Here is a 16,287-nt window from a genome sequence, read left to right on the forward strand (position 1 = left end):
CCGGGGAGTGCCGCAGAATGCGGAGCCGATGAACCTGGGCGGGTTATTACCCCCTTTAAACTTCTCCCATGGATACCGCGGAAAACGGACCCGTTGTGGACGATGGGATCCGGTGGATGGTTCCCGTTCCAGAAAGTAAAGAGAGGGTCCTTAATTTCAAACCCCGAGAACTCCGGTTCCTTAAGGTTTATAAAGGACTTAGAAACCGGGCTTTCACTCCCCCACGACCTGAACCACGACGCGCCTGTGCCTCGGTCTCACGTCGAGCTCGACGAAGAAGACCTCCTGCCACGTCCCCCTCACGAGCCTCCCGCCCACGACCGGGAAGCACTCGCTCGCACCGAGGAGCGTGGCCCTCAGGTGGCTGTGGGCGTTGTCGTCTATCCTGTCGTGGAGGTAGCCTTTACCCTTCGGGACGAGCTCCCTTAAGGTTCGCTTGAAATCCTCCAGAAGGCCCGACTCGTGCTCTATCGTGACTATGGCCCCCGTCGCCCCCGGAACGAAGACCAGGGCCTGGCCGTTCTCCACGCCGGACTCCTCCACGATCCTCTCAACCTCTCGAGTTATATCAATCAGGTCTATCTCTCCCCTCGTCTCGAACCTCAGCTCCCTCGTGACGACCTTCATGCCACCACCCAAGGAGGAGTCCGGCGACGAGCCCTATTAGGTTTGCGCCCATGTCCGCGAGGGAGAAGGTTCTCCAGGGGACGAGAAGCTGGAGGAACTCGAGGAGAACCGGGAACGGAAGCAGGTAAGACCAGAGGGGCCACCCGAGGAGACCGAGGAGGAAGAACTCGAGTAGGTGGCCCATCTTGTCACCGTTCTGAACCGGAGATGAGGGAACAGGCGCAACGTTCAGTAGCAGGAGAAAGAGAAGATAAGAAGCGAGTACTACCCGCCTCAAAGGTTCCCCACCAGCCGTTTGAGCTTCTCAACAACTTCCAGGGGGTTCCTCCCGAAGAGGTAGGTGAGGGGCTCCACCCCAAACCCGCCCTCATCGACGACCGCATCGTAGGAATCCTCAACGAAAACGCCCGCTATGGCCCTAACCGCCTCCTCCTCGCTCAATCCACCCGTTTTAATGCGCGCAACCTTGAAGCCGGCCTTTTCAAGGGCCCGCTCGACGTCATTTCCATAGCGGACGTTGAGGACGCTCCGTATCTCGGGTCTTATCCTCGAGAGCTCGACGAGTATTCCTGCCGTGAAGGAGCTCGCCCCGAACTCCGGCGGCAGGGCGAAGGCCTTGCCCTTAACGGCGGTTATCCTCCCCGGAACCGCGGCCACGTCCCCTATTCCGCGGGGGGAGGGAAGGGCGTAGGCGAAGTTGCTCCGCACCTCGGGGATGAGCCCCGGAAACCTCCCCTCTTTGAGGAGCTCGTTGAGGGCGCTGTTCAGAACCTCGAGTATCTCGCTCCTGTCACGAGTTGAGGAGAACAGCGAGCGGCACGCATCCTCGCTGACGCCCGCGTACTCCGCGTAGAACGCGCAGAGAAAACCGTTCTGGAAGAGCTCTAAGACCCTCCTCGCGGCCATTATAACGGCATCTTCCCTGCGCCCGCCGAAGAGGATGAAGCTGGCAACGTCGCCGGCTATCTCCTCCAGTTTTCGGGCAACCTCTCCCGGGGGAGTCTTGTATTTCCCAGCCAGGTACTTGCTGACCATGGCCTGGGTTATGCCGAGGTAGGCGGCTATCTCGGACTGCTTCATGCCGCTCCTGTAGAGCTTCTCGGCTATTCTGGCCCTCAGGAAGGGCATAAGCTCTTCCGCGATGTACACACTGGGCGTCCTCATGATACCACCCTAAAACCCGGTTATCGAATCTTTGAACCCATGCTTAAAGCCTTACCGTTAACAGATTTATGCTAAAAAACCTTTAAAAAGCCATCGATTTTTACATCTGAAGGGCTTATATGGAGTGGAAAGGACGCGACGTGATAAGCGTTAGGGACTTCTCGAAGGGTGATATCGAGTTCGTTTTGAAGGTCGCCGAAAGGCTTGAGGGGGAACTGAAGGAGAAGGGCTCGCTCAACTACGCCGCCGGAAAGATCCTGGCGACGCTCTTCTTCGAGCCGTCAACGAGAACCCGCCTGAGCTTTGAGAGCGCCATGCACTGCCTCGGCGGTTCGGTCATAGGCTTCTCCTCGGCCGCAAGCACGAGCGTCCGGAAGGGGGAGAGCCTGGCGGACACGGTGAGGACGGTCGAGCAGTACAGCGACGTTATCGTGATAAGGCACCCGATGGAGGGGGCCGCGAGGCTCGCCGCCGAGGTGACCGAAATTCCCGTCATCAACGCCGGGGACGGGAGCAACCAGCACCCCACCCAGACCCTCCTCGACCTCTACACGATAAAGCGCACCTTCGGAAGGATAGACGGTCTCTCCATAGGCCTGCTCGGCGACCTCAAGTACGGGCGGACCGTCCACAGCCTGGCGCAGGCCCTGGCACTCTACGACGTCGAGCTCCACCTCATCTCGCCGGAGCTCCTGAGGATGCCGGGGCACATAGTCGAGGAACTCCGCGATAGGGTTCCCGTTCACGAGACGACTGACCTGGAGGGAGCCGTTCCGGAGCTGGACGTTCTCTACGTCACGAGGATTCAGCGCGAGCGCTTCCCGGACGAACAGGAGTACCTCAAGGTCAAGGGCAGTTATCAGGTCAACCTCAGGCTCCTGAGGAAGGCGAAGGAGAACCTCAAGGTGATGCACCCGCTCCCGCGCGTCGACGAGATACATCCCGAGGTGGACGGGACGGAGCACGCACTCTACTTCAGGCAGGTCTTCTCGGGCGTTCCCGTCAGGATGGCACTTCTGGGCCTGACTCTGGGGGTGATTTGAATGGCCGAGCTGAAGGTCACCGCGATAAAGGATGGAACCGTCATAGACCACATTCCAGCGGGAAAGGGGCTGAAGGTCATCGAGATACTCCACCTCAACAGACCGAACGGCGGCGCCCTCCTCCTGGCATCCAACGTCCGGAGCGGGAAGCTCGGGAGGAAGGACATCGTCAAGGTCGAGGGCAGGTTCCTGAGCGAGGAGGAGGTCAACAAGATAGCCCTCATCGCCCCGACGGCGACGGTCAACATAGTGAGGGACTACGGAGTATCGGAGAAGTTCAAGGTTGAGGTCCCCGACGAGATAACCGGGATTCTGCACTGCGCCAACCCGAACTGCGTCAGCAACCACGAGCACACCGTCTCGAGGTTCCACGTCGTCTCGAGGGAGCCCCTCAAGGTGCGCTGCCACTACTGCGAGAGGACGATGGAGGGAGATGAGATACTGAGAAACCTCTGAGAAAGGTTTATAATTCTCCATTTTCTCAATCCAGAATGGTATGAAAAGAAACGTTGCGACGTTGGTAATCGTCTCAATCCTCATCGTGGGCATAGCCGGATTCGTTTACCGGGACAACGCATCGCGGATCGATCTCACCGGAAACCAGGGCACAGAAAAGCCGGAAAACGCCAGGGTATACGCGATGGTCGAGAACAAGAACGCCGCCTTCGAGATGGCGCTTTTCAGCGTGGAGATCGGCGGGACGAGGATAAACGAGACCAACGTTCCGGTGCTCGTTTACACCGGATCGCCAGGCAGGGTCACTTTCAGTATAGGGGGTTGGGCCCTCAACTGGAACGGCGTGAAATTCGACGTCAGGGGAAAGGTAACGGTAAACGCGGAGGCCGGAAGAGACTACCTGGTGACGCTTGAACCCGTTCATGAACCCGGCATCTTCATCATGAGAACCGACGAGAGGCTCAGCGGCGTCATTGGCCGTGATGTGCCAGGTACGATACTTCTCGATGACAACACGGTGACGAGGGAGATCCTCGCACGGGAGGGCTTTTCCGGGGAGTTCCTCGCCAACGAAAAGCTGAGGGAGAGGTACCTGAACCTGTGGGGGATAACCGGGAACCTGAGCTATCTGAAGGCGTACAGGGATTTGGGCTACCACCTGAAGACCCTTGGCCTGATGGCAAGGCTGGGCAACGTTGAGGAGCCCGCGGTCAGGACGCTGATTCTGGACCTCAGGGCCACCGATTACTACTACTCCCGCTGGAGCGAGCCCGGAAGGAAGGACCTCATCCTCGTCTTCTCCAACGATTCCCCGTACCGCGGGGCGCTCAAGGTCACCGACGGGCCGATTAGGAGCCGGCTACCGTTCGTATACTACTCCGCGAGGGGCTTCAACCTCTACCCCGTCTCGGCCCTCCACTGGGGCGAGATTTACTATGAGAGGGGCGATTACGGAACAATGCTCGGAATCCTGAACGAGCTCCTTCCTCTCATTACATACGGGGAGCACAACGGGGCGGAATACGCGCTCTTTCACATCTACTTCCAGTTCCAGAACGCGAGCGTTCCCTGGGTCTCGGGCTACGCCCAGGGCGTTGCCGCGGGGCTCTACGCTCTGGCCTACAACATCACGGGCAACGAGACCTACCTCAAGACCGCGGGGCTCTTCCTGAACTCCTTCGACCTCCCTCCGGGTCGGGACGGCTTCGTCGTCTCCACGAAGTACGGGCAGTGGTACCTGGAGTACAACTACTACCCGGACGAACTCGTCCTGAACGGCCACATAATAGCCCTCCGCGGCCTCTACCATTACTGGAAGGTCACGGGCGATGAGAAGGCCCACGGGCTCTTCTGGAAGGGCGCGATGAGCGTCAGGAGGGCCCTGCCGGATTTCGACACGGGGGAGTGGAGCAGGTACGCGATTATCTACAACTCCTCAAGCGTGTTCTACCACAGGTTGCACGTAAAGCTCCTCGTCTGGCTCTACGCGAAAACCGGGGATGAGACGTTCCTGAGGTACGCCGAGAGGTGGAACGGCTACCTCGAGAAAAAAGGGCTGAAGCCGGAGGACATCCCCGCGCTACTCGACGAGATGGGGAACGCGCCTCAGCACGGGTAGCGTCGCCGCCAGCCCAAGGAACACGTCGATGGTGCTCTGGATGACGTTGGGCAGGCCTATAGCGACCCAGAAGGGGACGCCCGTCCAGGCCTCGACCGTCTCCACCACCTTCTCGTGGGGAACGCCCAGCCACACCGGAAGGGCCACGTAGTAGTTCAGCGCCACCATCAGGGGAACCCTTATCGCGATTCCTATCAGGAAGGCCAGAACCGCGAAGACCGCCGTTCTTTTTCCATCGGCGTTCTCGAAGTTAAAGCGGGTGAGCCTCTTCGCCGCTTCCAGACCGAGGAGAACGCCCAGCGTCGCGGTGGCCTTCATCATGCCGCCCAGCCAGCTCGCCGACGAGACTATCCCAAGCCCGAGGAACAGCAGGAACACCGCGACGAGGCCCCCGAGGAAGCCCGTTAGGAGGTATGCCATGATTATCGGAACCGCCACGAGGTCTATCTTCATGCCCCAGACGGTGGGCATCTCCACGGGAACGACGTCCAGCATGAGGGAAAGGCCGAGCATCATCCCGATTACCGCTATCTCCCTTGAGCTCATTCTCATCCTCGATCACCCGGCCGGAATTTTGTTCCGTAATTTATAAATTTTTGTTCCAAATTTGGAATATAATTCCTGTCAAGCCCGAAAGAACCCTTAAAAGGGGAACCCCGGAGGTAAGCCGGGAGGGCCATGTTCACGGTTGAGGGGATAGAGGGACTGGTGAGGGAGATAAGGCGGGAGAACGGCTTTCCGGAGAGCCCGTTCAGGATAGACGGGGTTCGCTACGACGAAGGGGGCGACAAGCTGTTCATAATCGCCCACGATAGAACCGACAAGAGCGTGATCATAGGCAACAGCTTCGTCATCGGGAAGCTCCGCGAGAGGCTCGGCGTCCGGCAGGTGACCGTTTACTCGAACCTCGACCTCGAGATGAAGGGGAGGAAACTCGAAGAGGCGGAGAGGCTCGTGGAGGGAACGGAGCTCGAGTTCCTTCTACCAGTAATCGAGGCCGAGAAGAGGTTTCCGCCGAGGAGATGGCCCGACGTTACTGGAGAGGTCAAAACGCTCGTCTTCATGAGCTTCAACGCGAGGGCCCTCCTTGGATTCGCGGAGAGGCTGAAGCTCCCACACGAGGCCGTTGGAATCAGGTACGCGTTCCCGAGGCTGAGGTACGAGCCGGTAGAGGGCCAGCCGGGGGAGCTCTTCTTTCCCGACGAGGGGAAACTGGTGAGGATGGCCGATGAGAGGGGGGCGGGGCTCGTCCTTGCCGACTTCCCCTTCGGCTTGAGGTTCGAGGGGAAAACCGCGCTCCTCAACCCCTTCCGCCTGCTCCACATAGGATTCTTCGAGCTGAAGTACCTCTTCGGCTTCGAGGCGCCGACCGTTTACGATAAAAAGGCCCTTATAAGGTTCGTCACGGAGCTGACTTACGAGGGGCTGATGGAATCGACGGACGGGGCGAACATAATCTGGAGGATGTGGAGAAGATGATAGTGGGGATCGTTGGGAAAATCGCCGCCGGAAAGACGACGGTCGCGAAGTTCTTCGAGGAGAGGGGCTTCTGCAGGGTGTCTTGCAGCGACCCGCTGGTTGACCTGCTCACCCACAACGTCTCGGGTTATTCGTGGATCCCGGAGCTACCTGAGAAGGCCGAACCGACGCGCGAGAGGCTCATAGAGTTCGGAAAGCACCTCAAGGAGACCTACGGGGGGGACGTACTAATAAGGTTAGCCGTCGACAAGATGAGGGACTGCGATAACATCGTGATAGACGGCGTCCGCTCCCGGGAGGAGATAAGCGCGATAAAGAGGCTCGGTGGGAAGATCATCTACGTGGAGGCGAAGCCGGAGACGAGGTTCGAGCGCCTGATGAGGCGGAGGGCGAGCAAGGACAAGGGCATAAAGAGCTTCGCCGATTTCAGGGCGATGGACGACGCCGAGGAGAGGCTCTACCACACGAGCGAGCTGAAGGGCCTGGCCGACTACGTGGTGGTGAACGAGGGAACGCTGGAGGAGCTGAGGGAGAAGGTCGCGAGGATCATCGAGAGGATAACGGGAAAGGCTTAAGGGTAGTTCATCGCAGGGGCATCGGGTGTTAACCATGAAGCTCCTCGTCATAGCCCCCTGCCTCCTCAGCCCCTTCTACGTCTACCGCGGGCCGAAGGAGAAGGAGTACGAAACCGCCAAAGCCTTGAGAAGGCTCATCGGAGAGCTCGATGAGGACTGGGCGGTTCTAACCTATCCATGCCCCGAGTACGAGCTGGTGGGCTGGCCGAGGGCCCCGGCGAGCAGGGAGGTTTACGAGAGACTGGGAATGCGCGAGAGGGCGAAGGTAATAGCGGAGTTCATAGGACGCGTTCTAACCGAGGAGAGGCCGGAGAGGGTCGTCTTCGTCGGGGTTAAGGGCTCCCCGACCTGCGGCGTCTTCCACACGAGCTCGAGCGACCCCGAGGGCTATCCATACTCGGCAATGGGGGAGTTCCGCTACCTGAACAAAGAGAGGAGGTTCGGCCGTTCGAAGGGGATAGTGGAGGAACAGGACTTCAGGCTCGTGAGGATGCCGGGGATACTCTTCGAGGTGCTCATGGCGAGGTTCCCCAAGGGGACCTACCTCGAGTTCGACAAGGAGGACATCGAGGGGAGCCTGGAGAGATTGAGGGTCGCGCTGGAGGGCGCACCATGAGGGCGCTCATCGTATACGTCTCCATCCACCATAAAAACACAGAAAAAGTCGCAAAGGCGATGGCCGATGTTCTAAACGCCGATTTGAGCAAGCCGCGGAAGATAAAGCCGGCAGAGGTTGGGAAGTACGACCTCGTGGGCTTCGGCTCGGGGATCTACTGGTGGAGGCACCACTGGGCGCTTCTCAGGCTCGTGGACAATCTTCCAAGAATGGAGGGAAAGAAGGCTTTTATCTTCTCAACGGCCGGGATGAATACTCCTTGGTATACCTCAACTACCTCGGGGAGAGGGTCGAGGACGCCCTGATAGTGCTGGACGAATTTACGTACGCCATAAAATCGGAGAGGAAGATACTCAGTGACCTCCAGCGGGTTTGGGATCACGTACTGGGCGAAAAGAACGTGATGCTCGTCGTCTCGGGCCCCATGCTCGGGATGATGTGGGATGACGTTCTGAGCCACACCTCTCCCCTCCACGGCAGGAGGACGAGGAGCATTAACCTGCGGCCCCTCGATTACAGGAACGCGGTAAAGTTCTTCGGGGAAAAGGAAACGGGGATAATCTCCTACATGCTGGTCGGAGGAATACCACCCTATCTGAGGCTCGCGTCGAGATACGAAAGCGTGGAGGAGTTCCTGAGGGAAGAGTTTCTAAGCGACTACGGCTTCTTCTACAACGAGCCATACGTACTCCTGAGCGAAGAGCTGAGGGAACCAAAGGGCTATTTCTCGATACTCCGGGCCATTGCCGAGGGAAACACCCGCCTTGAGAGGATAGCCAACTACGTCGGGATCCCCATGAAAAGCGTTTATCCATACGTCGAAAACCTCCTCCGCCTTGGACTCGTTGAGCGGGAGAAACCCCTCCTCGGGGATAGAAAGGTCAGCCTCTACAGGATAAGGGACCCGATGCTCCTGACGTGGTTCACCCTTACCTACCCGCAGCTTGAGGCCATGGCAACGGGAACCGCGGCCCTCGATGATCTTTACAGGGTTCTTTCAAGGCGATTTGAGGACCTTGCCAGAGAATTCCTGGTCATCAAAAGACCCTTTGAGTTCGAAAGGCTCGGCCGCTGGTGGTTCAAGGGGGAAGAGATAGACGTGGTCGCCGTGGAGAAGGACACAGCCCACCTCATAGAGGTTAAATGGGAGGAACTGGGTGAGAGAGACGCCAGAAGGATAATCGGAGACCTCGAAAGGAAATCCAGGATGGTCAGATTCAACGGGGAATTCCGCTTTGGAATCATCGCGAGGAGGATAGAGGGAAAGGACGAACTCCGGGAAGAGGGCTTCCCGGTCTTCGACCTCGAGGATTTTTAGGCCCTCTCTATGGCCCCCTTCACCAGCCTCTCGGCCTTCTCCATTAAAGCCCTCGCCTTCTCTTCACTGTGCGCCTCGAGGGTTATCCTCATTATCGGCTCGGTGCCGCTCGGCCGGAAGAGGATCCACCAGTCGGAGTTCTCTATCCTGACCCCGTCGATGTCGATCAGTCTGTCGTAGTCGAAGGCCTTCAGGGCTTCCTTTGATATTATCTCCATTGCCCCGGCCTTCTTCTCGTTCGGGCAGGGGATTTTAGCACGAAGCGTTACGTAGCGCGGGACTTCTTTGGCAAGCTCGCTTATCGGCCCGAGTTTGTCTATCATCTCCAGAACCAAAGCCCCGGCAAAGATTCCATCGGGGGTGAGGTTCCACTGCGGGATTATCCACGTGCCGCTCGGCTCGCCCCCGAAGACGCCGCCGTGTTTGGCGAGCTCCTCTGCAACGGCCACATCACCAACGCGCGTCCTTATGACCTCCCCGCCGAGGGGCCTAACGTAGTCATCCAAAGCAAAACCAGCGTCAACGGTGGTAACTATTTTCCCTTTCCCGAACTTCCTCAGCATGTAGCCCGCTATGAGGCTCAACATTACCTCGTACTCAACGAAGTTGCCCTCATCGTCAACGACGCCAATCCTGTCGGCGTCGCCGTCGTGTGCTATGCCGACGTCGGCTTTCATCGCCTTGACGGTCTTCGCCAAAGCGGAAAGACTCTTTGCGTTCGGCTCGAGCTCCCTCACGAAGAAGCCGCTCGGATGGGAGTTGAGCGAGATGACCTTATTGCCCAGCTCCCGCTGGAGGTAGGGGGAAACTACAGACCCTGCACCGTTTCCGGGATCAACGACGACAGTGTAGGAGTTCTCAAGCTTGACGAACTTCAGGGCCTCGTCTATATAGTCCTCACGAGGGCTGGCAGTTCTAAGCGTCCCGATCTCATTCCAGGGCGCTTTTTTGAAGTTCCCGGAGTCCATTATGGCCTCGAGCTCGATCTCCATCTCCGGGGTGTAGGCCATTCCGTTTGCCTGCCACACCTTTATGCCGTTGTACTCCGGCGGATTATGGGAGGCTGTGATGGTAACGCCAGCGTCGGCACCGTAGAGCTTTATCGCAAAGCCCGTGAGGGGAGTAGGTGCCATGCCAATGTCAATCACATCAACGCCCGTGCTTAGAAGTCCACTTATGACTGCCGATTTGATAACCTCTCCGCTCGTCCTCGTGTCCTTCCCTATAACTACGGTTCCGCCATCGAGGTACGTTCCAAGAGCCTTCCCAACACTCAGGGCCAGCTCCGGCGTCAGCTTCTCATTAAAGACTTCCCTGATGCCGCTCGTCCCGAAGTACTTCCCCATGCTCCTACCTCCGGAAGGCGTATATATGAGACATGCATAAAACCCTTTGGGTGGTAGCATGGGGAATGACAACCCCTCAAACAGGGACAACATGCCCTACGTCAACGGGGCAGTCCTCTTTGCCCTCGTGGTTCTGGCCGTTCTCACCTTTGCTGGGCTCTATGCGAACTCAGCGTTGGGCTTCGCAACAATCCCCGTGTTCGTCTTCCTCGTGGTTCTTTTCATGGGCTGGAGCAACAACCGCGCCCTCGACAGGGGAGAGATGAGGAGGGCAATGACGGCCTCCCTTCTGACGGCCTTCTTGGTGATGGTACTCGGAGACGGCCATCTCCTAATCCCCTCAGGGCTAAGGGACTACTTCCTCGGCGTGCTTTCCACAATAATAGGCTTTTACTTCGGCTACCGCGGAAGGGGGAGCGAGGAAGAGAGGTTCAACAGACTGGTGCACACAATAAAGTCTGGAGGAGAAATTAAAAACGAGGGAAAAGGTAGGAAGAATACAAACGGCTAACCTTCAAAAACCGCCACCTCTTTCCCATCGGGGTCGAGGACGTGGACAACGACGTCTCCGTTCAGCCTCTCCTCAAGGCCCGAAACCAGCTCCATGTAAGTATCTTTGGCCGAGTTTGCCTCTTCAGCTGTCTTGAAGGAGCTCATGGCCCTGACGTGGTAGGTGGAGCCGTTCTTCTCGAGGATTACGTCCCACGGCCCGCTTCCCGCGAAGTCGAGCAGGTAGTTCAGGACTTTCTGGGCCTCTTCCTCGCTCGCCTCAGTGTACCAGACGTTGATGTCGTTCAAGGAAACGTAGCGGTACCTGCTCTCCACCTGGTAGAGGACGTTCTTTTCGTCATCGAGAACCTGGAGAAGCACTTTATGACTGTTGAAAACGTCCTGCGACATCTTTGACGCCAGAAAGATTAGGTAGAACTTCAGAGAATCCTCCATTTCGCTGGAACTCTTGTAAGTGCTTGTCAATCCCACGGTGTAGCCGTTATCTTTCTTTACGTAAACGTCTATCTCATCGGGGTTCAATTCGGCGTTTATGAGGTTAATAAGCGCCTTTGCCTGATCAGTGGATACCTCTCCCGAATAGTGGACTGTAACCCCGTTTATACCGAGGGTTTTTTCACTCTCGACGTTAACGTCTGGGCTCTCGACACAGCCGCCCGCGAGCACAAACATCGCGAGGAGCAGAGCCGAGAGCGCGTAAACCTTCCTCATATTCCCACCTCACTTCTTCACGAGCCTGTATATTCCAACCTTTGCAGTGTAGCTTTCGTCGGGGTTCGGTGGCGCGTAGTCAACTCTGACCACAAAGGGCTTCGCCGAGCCGTAGATCATACTTGAGGTATCCTCGTAGGAAGAGACAACCTCGTTTGTGTCAGGATCGAGTATCTTGATGCCCTTAACGACCCCAGTTCCCCCGGCCTCAATCTTGTACTTCCCAGGTTCAAGGATGTGCGAAAGGTAAAAGACGTCACCACTTACCGTGTCGCTCTTCACTTCCACGGGAACCTTCTCGTAGAAGGTCTCGTAATAGTACTGCATGCCGAACGCCGCCACGATGCCGAGCACTATCAGCACGAAAAACCCCAGGATCAGTTTCTTAAAGAATCCCATCCTTCTCACCCCCTCACCCCTAAAACCCGAAGAGGCCTCCTCCCTTGACCTTAACGCCGAGGTCGGAGAGCTTCTTCTTTATCTCCCGCTGGTTCATGTTTCCCGAGAACTTGTTCTTCTCCTTCCACTTTATCTCCATCTCATCATTTTTGCCCTCGTCAACGTTGCCCCCCTTGAGCTTGACCTCCTTTATCTCGCGGAGGGGAATCGAGAAGTTCTCAGGGGCCTCGTTGGCTATATCCTCCGGGGATATGTCGTAGTAGCGCTCGTGCATCGTCCAGCCAGATGCGAGCCTCTTGAAGAAGCCGTCTCCCCTCTCCTTGGCCCCCTCCCTGGCCTTCTGAATCATCTCCTTCTTCACGTGGGCCACTATTATCCTCTGGTCGGTCACGACCAGGTTCACAAGGGCGCTTTTGAGGAACCCCTTGTGGTACTCCAGGTTGGGTATTACGTAAAGGACTTTCTCCGTCTCAAACACCTCCAAATTCTTTCCAATCTCATCAAACAAGCCTCCTGATGAGCATTAGGGCTAGCTTTGCAAACAAAAGAAGGAGAGCTAAAGCTACCAAAAGCAGGAAAAGGCCCAGAAGCGGGCCCAAAACATGGAATCCGGTCAGGGGTTCCGTTTCAGCCCCCTCCAAGGTTTGCATACCTTATCGTTATCCTGTGGGAGCAGTCGCCGGTCTTCTCGTGTGAGACGAGCTCGAAGGCTGTAAGCGTTCCATCGGAGTTGAGGTTGACATAGACGTGACCCATCTTGATCTCTTCGGCAATCTCACCCGTTGGATAGCCCGAGGTCGGCACCTCGCTTGGGTCTAAGGTATCGAGGTTCCCCTCCCCAATCTTAATCCAGTGGCCGAGTAAAGCAGGGTAATCAACGCACCACGGCTCTGCCACGAGATCAACGTCGTCCCATACGTTCTCACTTATCTCATCGTAGCCCTTCAGCTCGCCCGTGGAGAACTTTATCGCCATTGTTCCTTCCGTATCGAGGGTAACGGTGTTGATTTCCCCCATCTCCCCGCTGGAGGCAGCTGAGGTCGTTGTGGTAAGGAAGGACTCGTAGCAGGCCCTGGCCTTCTGGTATTTGGCATATGCCTCCTGAATCTCCTCATCGCTCGCTCCGGAAGATTGAAGGGAAGTGACGTTGTTGTAAGCCTGGACGAAGAGCCTGTACGCTTCCTCCTTGTTGTCCGGGCAGAGGAAAGTCCCCGACGTCCCGTTCGCGCTCTCCGGTGGGTAGAGGGTAACGTTCTTCTCGAACTCGTCAAAGACCCCGTCTAAGTCGTAGTCGTGAAGGTCGGGGTTTCCGTCGTAATCAACGTCGCGCTCGTCTATTATCCCGTCGGAGTTTATGTCCCAGGCGTCAACCTTCCCGTCCCCGTTGGAGTCGTACACGTCGGGAATCCCGTCACCTGTTACATCCCACGCGTAGCTCTCCACACCGTTGAAGGTCGTCCTCCAGGTGTCCGTCTTTCCGTTGTAGTCCTCGTCGAGGTATGCAGTATCGTAGTTCCCGTCGCCGGTCGTGTCGAGGTAGATGGCATCTATCTTCCCGTCCTTGTTCCGGTCAACAAAGAGCACCGAGCCGTTTGCCATTGGGACTTCGGCGTACTCGTCCCCTATGTAAACGTCTCTACTCCCGTCGCCGTTGGAATCAACCCAACCCTTTTCAACGGAATCCCCAAAGAAACCCCCCGAACTTGAGGTGTTCCCTCCAGGGTTCATGCCATTGGGGAAGTTGTCCCTTACCCTCGTAAGGTCTTCTATTATGTGAGGATTCACGTAGTAAATGTAAGCTGTCCCAAGGAGTAGCAGAATAAGAAGCAGGCCCGTTAGCTTACCCATTTTCCTTCACCTCTACGAAAACAGGGTCGCTAAACCAGCCCCCCGAAACGCGCTTGAACTTCTTGCCCGTCTCGTAGTCCTCGTAGATGCCGGGCTTTGCCGTCTCGTGGAGTACGTAGCCGTTCCAGGTAAACCAGCCCTGGTTCCTCTCCTCTATCTTCTTTCGGAGGTTAATCAGGGAGCCGAGGGTAGCGTCTGCCATGTTCCCAAAGTAGCCACTCCTGTCGAGGAGCTTCCCTATCTTTGCCGCTCCGTCGAGGACTATTATTGCCACCTTGGTGCTCTCGGGCAGGTTCATCTTCTTGAGCTCCTCCGCCTGCTTCATCAATGCCCTCGCGTCCTGTGCAACGATGAAAATGTTTGCGGGCGTCCTGAGCATCTTAACCGTCTCCGTTCCCTTCAGCTTGACGGTGTCTCCAACTGTTTCAAAGTTACTCGCCACGAAGTTCGCCCAGTCGAGGGCTCCGCCAGAGCCATACTGTCCTCCAACGAGCCACTTGGGCGGCTCAAGGATTCCCGTTAGAATAGCGTTCATCGTGGCTTCCCTCTCGGCCTCGGTCTGCGAGTTCTCATAGATGAAGCGCCTCATAGCTATCCTCCGCTGTATGGGATCGTAGCGGTACTTCTCGGCTATCTGTCTGAGCTGGTAGCGCTTCTCTGGATCGTCCGCGAATATTGAGATGTACCGGTTGATCTCCTGGTTCCTGTAGACCTTCTCCTCCATGTAGGCGTTCATCTCCTTGACCATTCTGTCGGGGTCGTCCTTGTACTGCTCGTGAAGCTCGCGGAGGTGCTCGATGTAGAGATCGTAAACGCTCTTCATGCTTGGAGTGGTCTCTATCATCTTGTTTATGTAGGCTATGTGCCTCTCCATCAGCGACTCCGCCCATTCGAGCTTTTTCTGAAGGATACAAGCGTCGCAGGTCGCTATGTCGGGGTCTTCGCAGTCAACGAGGCCGTCCATGTCGTTGTCTATCTCGTCTCCAGGCACTTCAACACTCGCAAGGGTTACGTGGACGCTTCTCTTTGCCAAGAGCTTCTCCTCGCCGTTCACCTTCCCGTAAAGGCTCACGGTGAGCGCTCCCTCCTTCACGGCCGGGTCACTCATGTAGAGGACGTCAAGTATCTCGTTGTCCTCAACGGGAAGCCTCTTGGAGCTTCCGTCTGGAAGGGTAACGATAGCGTAGAGATCCTCGGCACCGCTCCCCCTTACCTCCGCATAGAGGGGTAAAGAAAAGAGGCCGTCGATTACCTGCTTCAGGTGGGCGCCGTCCTTTGGCGTGAGTACGTTTAGGGAGTAATCCGTGAAGTTTCCCTCGAACACAAAATCCCACGATATTTCCTTAGAATCGCCCCCACTGCCGTCGCTGACTGCGAAAACCACCCTTACCTTTCCCTCCTTCAACTGCCCGGGCTTTATTGCCACATCGAGGACAACGGGTATGGTTGTGCTCGACCCGTTTATCCAAGCGTAGGCCACGGTACTGTTCTTCGGGGTCCCCATGTAGGTGTAGAACTCCTGGGCAGAGTGGAGCTTTATCGCCTCTCCCCCGTACTGTCCGCTTGGGTCTATGTAGTACGCCTGAATTCCCGAGACGTCGCTGTTCCTGTCGAAAACGGCCGTCGTGAACATAAGCCTCGCGCCGTTTTCTATATCTGTCTCGTTGAACGTTAGGGTTCCAAGGTAGCCCGGGGAGAGTTTGGCGCATCCTGAGCCGGGGATGCAGAGCTGAAAGTCGCTAAGGAGCTTCGCGGGATAGGGCTGAGCCTTCAGGGACGCTAAAACTGCATTCTTCACGCTTTTTCCCAGAGAGCTCGCCTGAGAGTAGGCGTAGGCCTTCATCGCGAGCATTGAGGAAAGGTAGGAGTCATAATCATCCCGCATGAACTCCGTTTGGCACTCCGTCTGGTTGTTCTCGTTAAGGTGGCAGGTCGTGGAGAGGAAGGAATCAAAATTGCGCTGGAAGTTAATGTATTCCCCGGAAATCTGGATTGAGATTCTGAGATCCCCAAAGGGGAACTCATGGGAGTAGAAGGAACGCAGACCTGTCCTAAAATCAACTGTGATGTTCTCTCCAACGGGCTCTCCATCCAGAGTTTCGGGATAAAACGCGGTTTTGTAAAAGCTGTAGCCCAAGAGAAAACTTATATCTTCGCCGTTTTCTGATTCTCCTGAGTTTTGAAGGGTCTCGTCCATGGATGGGGCAATGCTAATGCCCGGTGTGGGGACGTCTCCTATTTCCACGGCCATCAGATCTTCGCTCGTTTTAACGGGGTACTCCGTTATGATAACGAGGACGGTGTAGTTAACGCCATCACGTACGGTCTCGCCGAGCAGGACGACGCTGTTTGCACCGTTCTCCTGAAGGCTGGAAGTTTCCACGACGTTTATTCCAAGCCCCCGAAGCGCTCCAGTTGGGGGACTTACTGCTCCAGCCGTTAGGGGGGCGAGGAAAAGGAGTACCAGCACCACACCTGCCAGAGTACGTGTGTTCACACAACATCCCTCCTGCTTGAAAAACCTCCAAAAGGGAGGAAAACAAAATATTGCCCAATACGGGGAGTAGCATAGGCCAA

At 56.7% G+C, this 16,287-nt stretch carries 19 protein-coding genes; 9 read left to right on the forward strand and 10 right to left on the reverse strand.

Annotated elements, in window-relative coordinates:
- Positions 1 to 213: 213 nt before the first annotated feature.
- Genes A3L02_RS06060 through A3L02_RS06070 form a run of 3 tightly spaced genes read right to left on the reverse strand, consistent with a single transcriptional unit; the run spans position 214 to position 1,791 of the window.
- Entirely contained in the window at positions 214 to 627 is a 414-nt protein-coding gene (locus tag A3L02_RS06060) for a secondary thiamine-phosphate synthase enzyme YjbQ (protein ID WP_088863092.1), read from the reverse strand.
- Complete coding sequence (locus tag A3L02_RS06065; RefSeq protein WP_088863093.1) at positions 569 to 904, reverse strand: VanZ family protein; 336 nt, start codon at positions 902 to 904, stop codon at positions 569 to 571. Before A3L02_RS06065 ends, A3L02_RS06060 begins: the two co-directional genes overlap by 59 nt.
- A complete protein-coding gene (locus A3L02_RS06070; protein WP_088863094.1) occupies positions 901 to 1,791 on the reverse strand; it encodes a thiamine-phosphate synthase family protein in 891 nt (296 codons plus the stop codon). The genes A3L02_RS06065 and A3L02_RS06070 overlap by 4 nt, the downstream gene beginning before the upstream one ends.
- A gap of 119 nt (positions 1,792 to 1,910) precedes the next feature.
- Between A3L02_RS06070 and pyrB the strand changes: the two genes are divergently transcribed.
- Genes pyrB through A3L02_RS06085 form a run of 3 tightly spaced genes read left to right on the forward strand, consistent with a single transcriptional unit; the run spans position 1,911 to position 4,908 of the window.
- Positions 1,911 to 2,834 (forward strand): aspartate carbamoyltransferase, encoded by a 924-nt coding sequence (pyrB, locus tag A3L02_RS06075; RefSeq protein ID WP_088863095.1) that lies wholly within the window; start codon positions 1,911 to 1,913, stop codon positions 2,832 to 2,834.
- Positions 2,835 to 3,290: an aspartate carbamoyltransferase regulatory subunit gene (gene pyrI / locus A3L02_RS06080; RefSeq protein WP_088863096.1), complete on the forward strand. Its 456-nt coding sequence runs from the start codon at positions 2,835 to 2,837 to the stop codon at positions 3,288 to 3,290. It begins immediately after the preceding gene.
- A gap of 40 nt (positions 3,291 to 3,330) precedes the next feature.
- Positions 3,331 to 4,908 (forward strand): D-glucuronyl C5-epimerase family protein, encoded by a 1,578-nt coding sequence (locus A3L02_RS06085; RefSeq protein WP_088863097.1) that lies wholly within the window; start codon positions 3,331 to 3,333, stop codon positions 4,906 to 4,908.
- Here the strand turns inward: A3L02_RS06085 and A3L02_RS06090 are convergent.
- Positions 4,870 to 5,460: an ECF transporter S component gene (locus A3L02_RS06090; RefSeq protein ID WP_088863098.1), complete on the reverse strand. Its 591-nt coding sequence runs from the start codon at positions 5,458 to 5,460 to the stop codon at positions 4,870 to 4,872. The genes A3L02_RS06085 and A3L02_RS06090 overlap by 39 nt on opposite strands.
- A gap of 126 nt (positions 5,461 to 5,586) precedes the next feature.
- Between A3L02_RS06090 and A3L02_RS06095 the strand changes: the two genes are divergently transcribed.
- The 5 genes from A3L02_RS06095 to A3L02_RS06115 are packed head-to-tail and all read left to right on the forward strand — an operon-like array spanning position 5,587 to position 8,896.
- Positions 5,587 to 6,387: a hypothetical protein gene (locus A3L02_RS06095; protein WP_088863099.1), complete on the forward strand. Its 801-nt coding sequence runs from the start codon at positions 5,587 to 5,589 to the stop codon at positions 6,385 to 6,387.
- Positions 6,384 to 6,962, forward strand: a complete 579-nt coding sequence (locus A3L02_RS06100) for an AAA family ATPase (RefSeq protein WP_088863843.1) — start codon at positions 6,384 to 6,386, stop codon at positions 6,960 to 6,962. Before A3L02_RS06095 ends, A3L02_RS06100 begins: the two co-directional genes overlap by 4 nt.
- A gap of 34 nt (positions 6,963 to 6,996) precedes the next feature.
- Positions 6,997 to 7,578 carry a hypothetical protein gene (locus tag A3L02_RS06105; protein WP_088863100.1) on the forward strand — a complete coding sequence of 194 codons (582 nt, stop codon included), beginning with the start codon at positions 6,997 to 6,999 and terminating at the stop codon, positions 7,576 to 7,578.
- Positions 7,575 to 7,883, forward strand: a complete 309-nt coding sequence (locus A3L02_RS06110) for a flavodoxin domain-containing protein (RefSeq protein WP_088863844.1) — start codon at positions 7,575 to 7,577, stop codon at positions 7,881 to 7,883. The genes A3L02_RS06105 and A3L02_RS06110 overlap by 4 nt, the downstream gene beginning before the upstream one ends.
- Positions 7,838 to 8,896 (forward strand): ATP-binding protein, encoded by a 1,059-nt coding sequence (locus A3L02_RS06115; RefSeq protein ID WP_204247181.1) that lies wholly within the window; start codon positions 7,838 to 7,840, stop codon positions 8,894 to 8,896. The genes A3L02_RS06110 and A3L02_RS06115 overlap by 46 nt, the downstream gene beginning before the upstream one ends.
- On the opposite strand, the gene glmM is transcribed toward A3L02_RS06115, so the two are convergent.
- Positions 8,893 to 10,242: a phosphoglucosamine mutase gene (gene glmM / locus A3L02_RS06120; RefSeq protein WP_088863102.1), complete on the reverse strand. Its 1,350-nt coding sequence runs from the start codon at positions 10,240 to 10,242 to the stop codon at positions 8,893 to 8,895. The genes A3L02_RS06115 and glmM overlap by 4 nt on opposite strands.
- 58 nt (positions 10,243 to 10,300) lie before the next feature.
- On the opposite strand from glmM, the gene A3L02_RS06125 reads away from it, so the two are divergent.
- The gene (locus A3L02_RS06125; RefSeq protein ID WP_088863103.1) at positions 10,301 to 10,753 is read left to right on the forward strand and encodes a hypothetical protein; all 453 of its coding nucleotides are present in this window, start codon (positions 10,301 to 10,303) and stop codon (positions 10,751 to 10,753) included.
- On the opposite strand, the gene A3L02_RS06130 is transcribed toward A3L02_RS06125, so the two are convergent.
- From A3L02_RS06130 to A3L02_RS10340, 5 genes are all read right to left on the reverse strand, one after another.
- Complete coding sequence (locus tag A3L02_RS06130; RefSeq protein WP_088863104.1) at positions 10,750 to 11,463, reverse strand: hypothetical protein; 714 nt, start codon at positions 11,461 to 11,463, stop codon at positions 10,750 to 10,752. The two genes, A3L02_RS06125 and A3L02_RS06130, sit on opposite strands and share 4 nt — an antisense overlap.
- Positions 11,464 to 11,472: 9 nt before the next feature.
- Positions 11,473 to 11,862, reverse strand: coding sequence for a hypothetical protein (locus A3L02_RS06135; protein ID WP_088863105.1), 390 nt, complete (start codon positions 11,860 to 11,862; stop codon positions 11,473 to 11,475).
- A gap of 19 nt (positions 11,863 to 11,881) precedes the next feature.
- The gene (locus A3L02_RS06140) at positions 11,882 to 12,340 is read right to left on the reverse strand and encodes a hypothetical protein (RefSeq protein ID WP_157895741.1); all 459 of its coding nucleotides are present in this window, start codon (positions 12,338 to 12,340) and stop codon (positions 11,882 to 11,884) included.
- 149 nt (positions 12,341 to 12,489) lie between these two features.
- Positions 12,490 to 13,710: a calcium-binding protein gene (locus A3L02_RS06145; protein ID WP_088863107.1), complete on the reverse strand. Its 1,221-nt coding sequence runs from the start codon at positions 13,708 to 13,710 to the stop codon at positions 12,490 to 12,492.
- Positions 13,703 to 16,180, reverse strand: coding sequence for a hypothetical protein (locus tag A3L02_RS10340; protein WP_204247182.1), 2,478 nt, complete (start codon positions 16,178 to 16,180; stop codon positions 13,703 to 13,705). The genes A3L02_RS06145 and A3L02_RS10340 overlap by 8 nt, the downstream gene beginning before the upstream one ends.
- Positions 16,181 to 16,287 lie beyond the last annotated feature (107 nt).

This window comes from Thermococcus celer Vu 13 = JCM 8558 (assembly GCF_002214365.1).
GTDB lineage: Archaea > Methanobacteriota_B > Thermococci > Thermococcales > Thermococcaceae > Thermococcus > Thermococcus celer.

Bases quoted from the DNA above. Each gene is read 5' to 3' on its own strand.
- A3L02_RS06070 (WP_088863094.1), bottom strand. From the start codon at position 1,791: ATGAGGACGCCCAGTGTGTACATCGCGGAAGAGCTTATGCCCTTCCTG.
- A3L02_RS06135 (WP_088863105.1), bottom strand. From the start codon at position 11,862: ATGGGATTCTTTAAGAAACTGATCCTGGGGTTTTTCGTGCTGATAGTG.
- A3L02_RS06110 (WP_088863844.1), top strand. From the start codon at position 7,575: ATGAGGGCGCTCATCGTATACGTCTCCATCCACCATAAAAACACAGAA.
- pyrB (WP_088863095.1), top strand. From the start codon at position 1,911: ATGGAGTGGAAAGGACGCGACGTGATAAGCGTTAGGGACTTCTCGAAG.
- pyrI (WP_088863096.1), top strand. From the start codon at position 2,835: ATGGCCGAGCTGAAGGTCACCGCGATAAAGGATGGAACCGTCATAGAC.
- A3L02_RS06090 (WP_088863098.1), bottom strand. From the start codon at position 5,460: ATGAGAATGAGCTCAAGGGAGATAGCGGTAATCGGGATGATGCTCGGC.
- A3L02_RS06085 (WP_088863097.1), top strand. From the start codon at position 3,331: ATGAAAAGAAACGTTGCGACGTTGGTAATCGTCTCAATCCTCATCGTG.
- A3L02_RS06125 (WP_088863103.1), top strand. From the start codon at position 10,301: ATGGGGAATGACAACCCCTCAAACAGGGACAACATGCCCTACGTCAAC.
- A3L02_RS06105 (WP_088863100.1), top strand. From the start codon at position 6,997: ATGAAGCTCCTCGTCATAGCCCCCTGCCTCCTCAGCCCCTTCTACGTC.
- A3L02_RS06095 (WP_088863099.1), top strand. From the start codon at position 5,587: ATGTTCACGGTTGAGGGGATAGAGGGACTGGTGAGGGAGATAAGGCGG.
- A3L02_RS06100 (WP_088863843.1), top strand. From the start codon at position 6,384: ATGATAGTGGGGATCGTTGGGAAAATCGCCGCCGGAAAGACGACGGTC.
- A3L02_RS06145 (WP_088863107.1), bottom strand. From the start codon at position 13,710: ATGGGTAAGCTAACGGGCCTGCTTCTTATTCTGCTACTCCTTGGGACA.
- A3L02_RS06060 (WP_088863092.1), bottom strand. From the start codon at position 627: ATGAAGGTCGTCACGAGGGAGCTGAGGTTCGAGACGAGGGGAGAGATA.
- glmM (WP_088863102.1), bottom strand. From the start codon at position 10,242: ATGGGGAAGTACTTCGGGACGAGCGGCATCAGGGAAGTCTTTAATGAG.
- A3L02_RS06130 (WP_088863104.1), bottom strand. From the start codon at position 11,463: ATGAGGAAGGTTTACGCGCTCTCGGCTCTGCTCCTCGCGATGTTTGTG.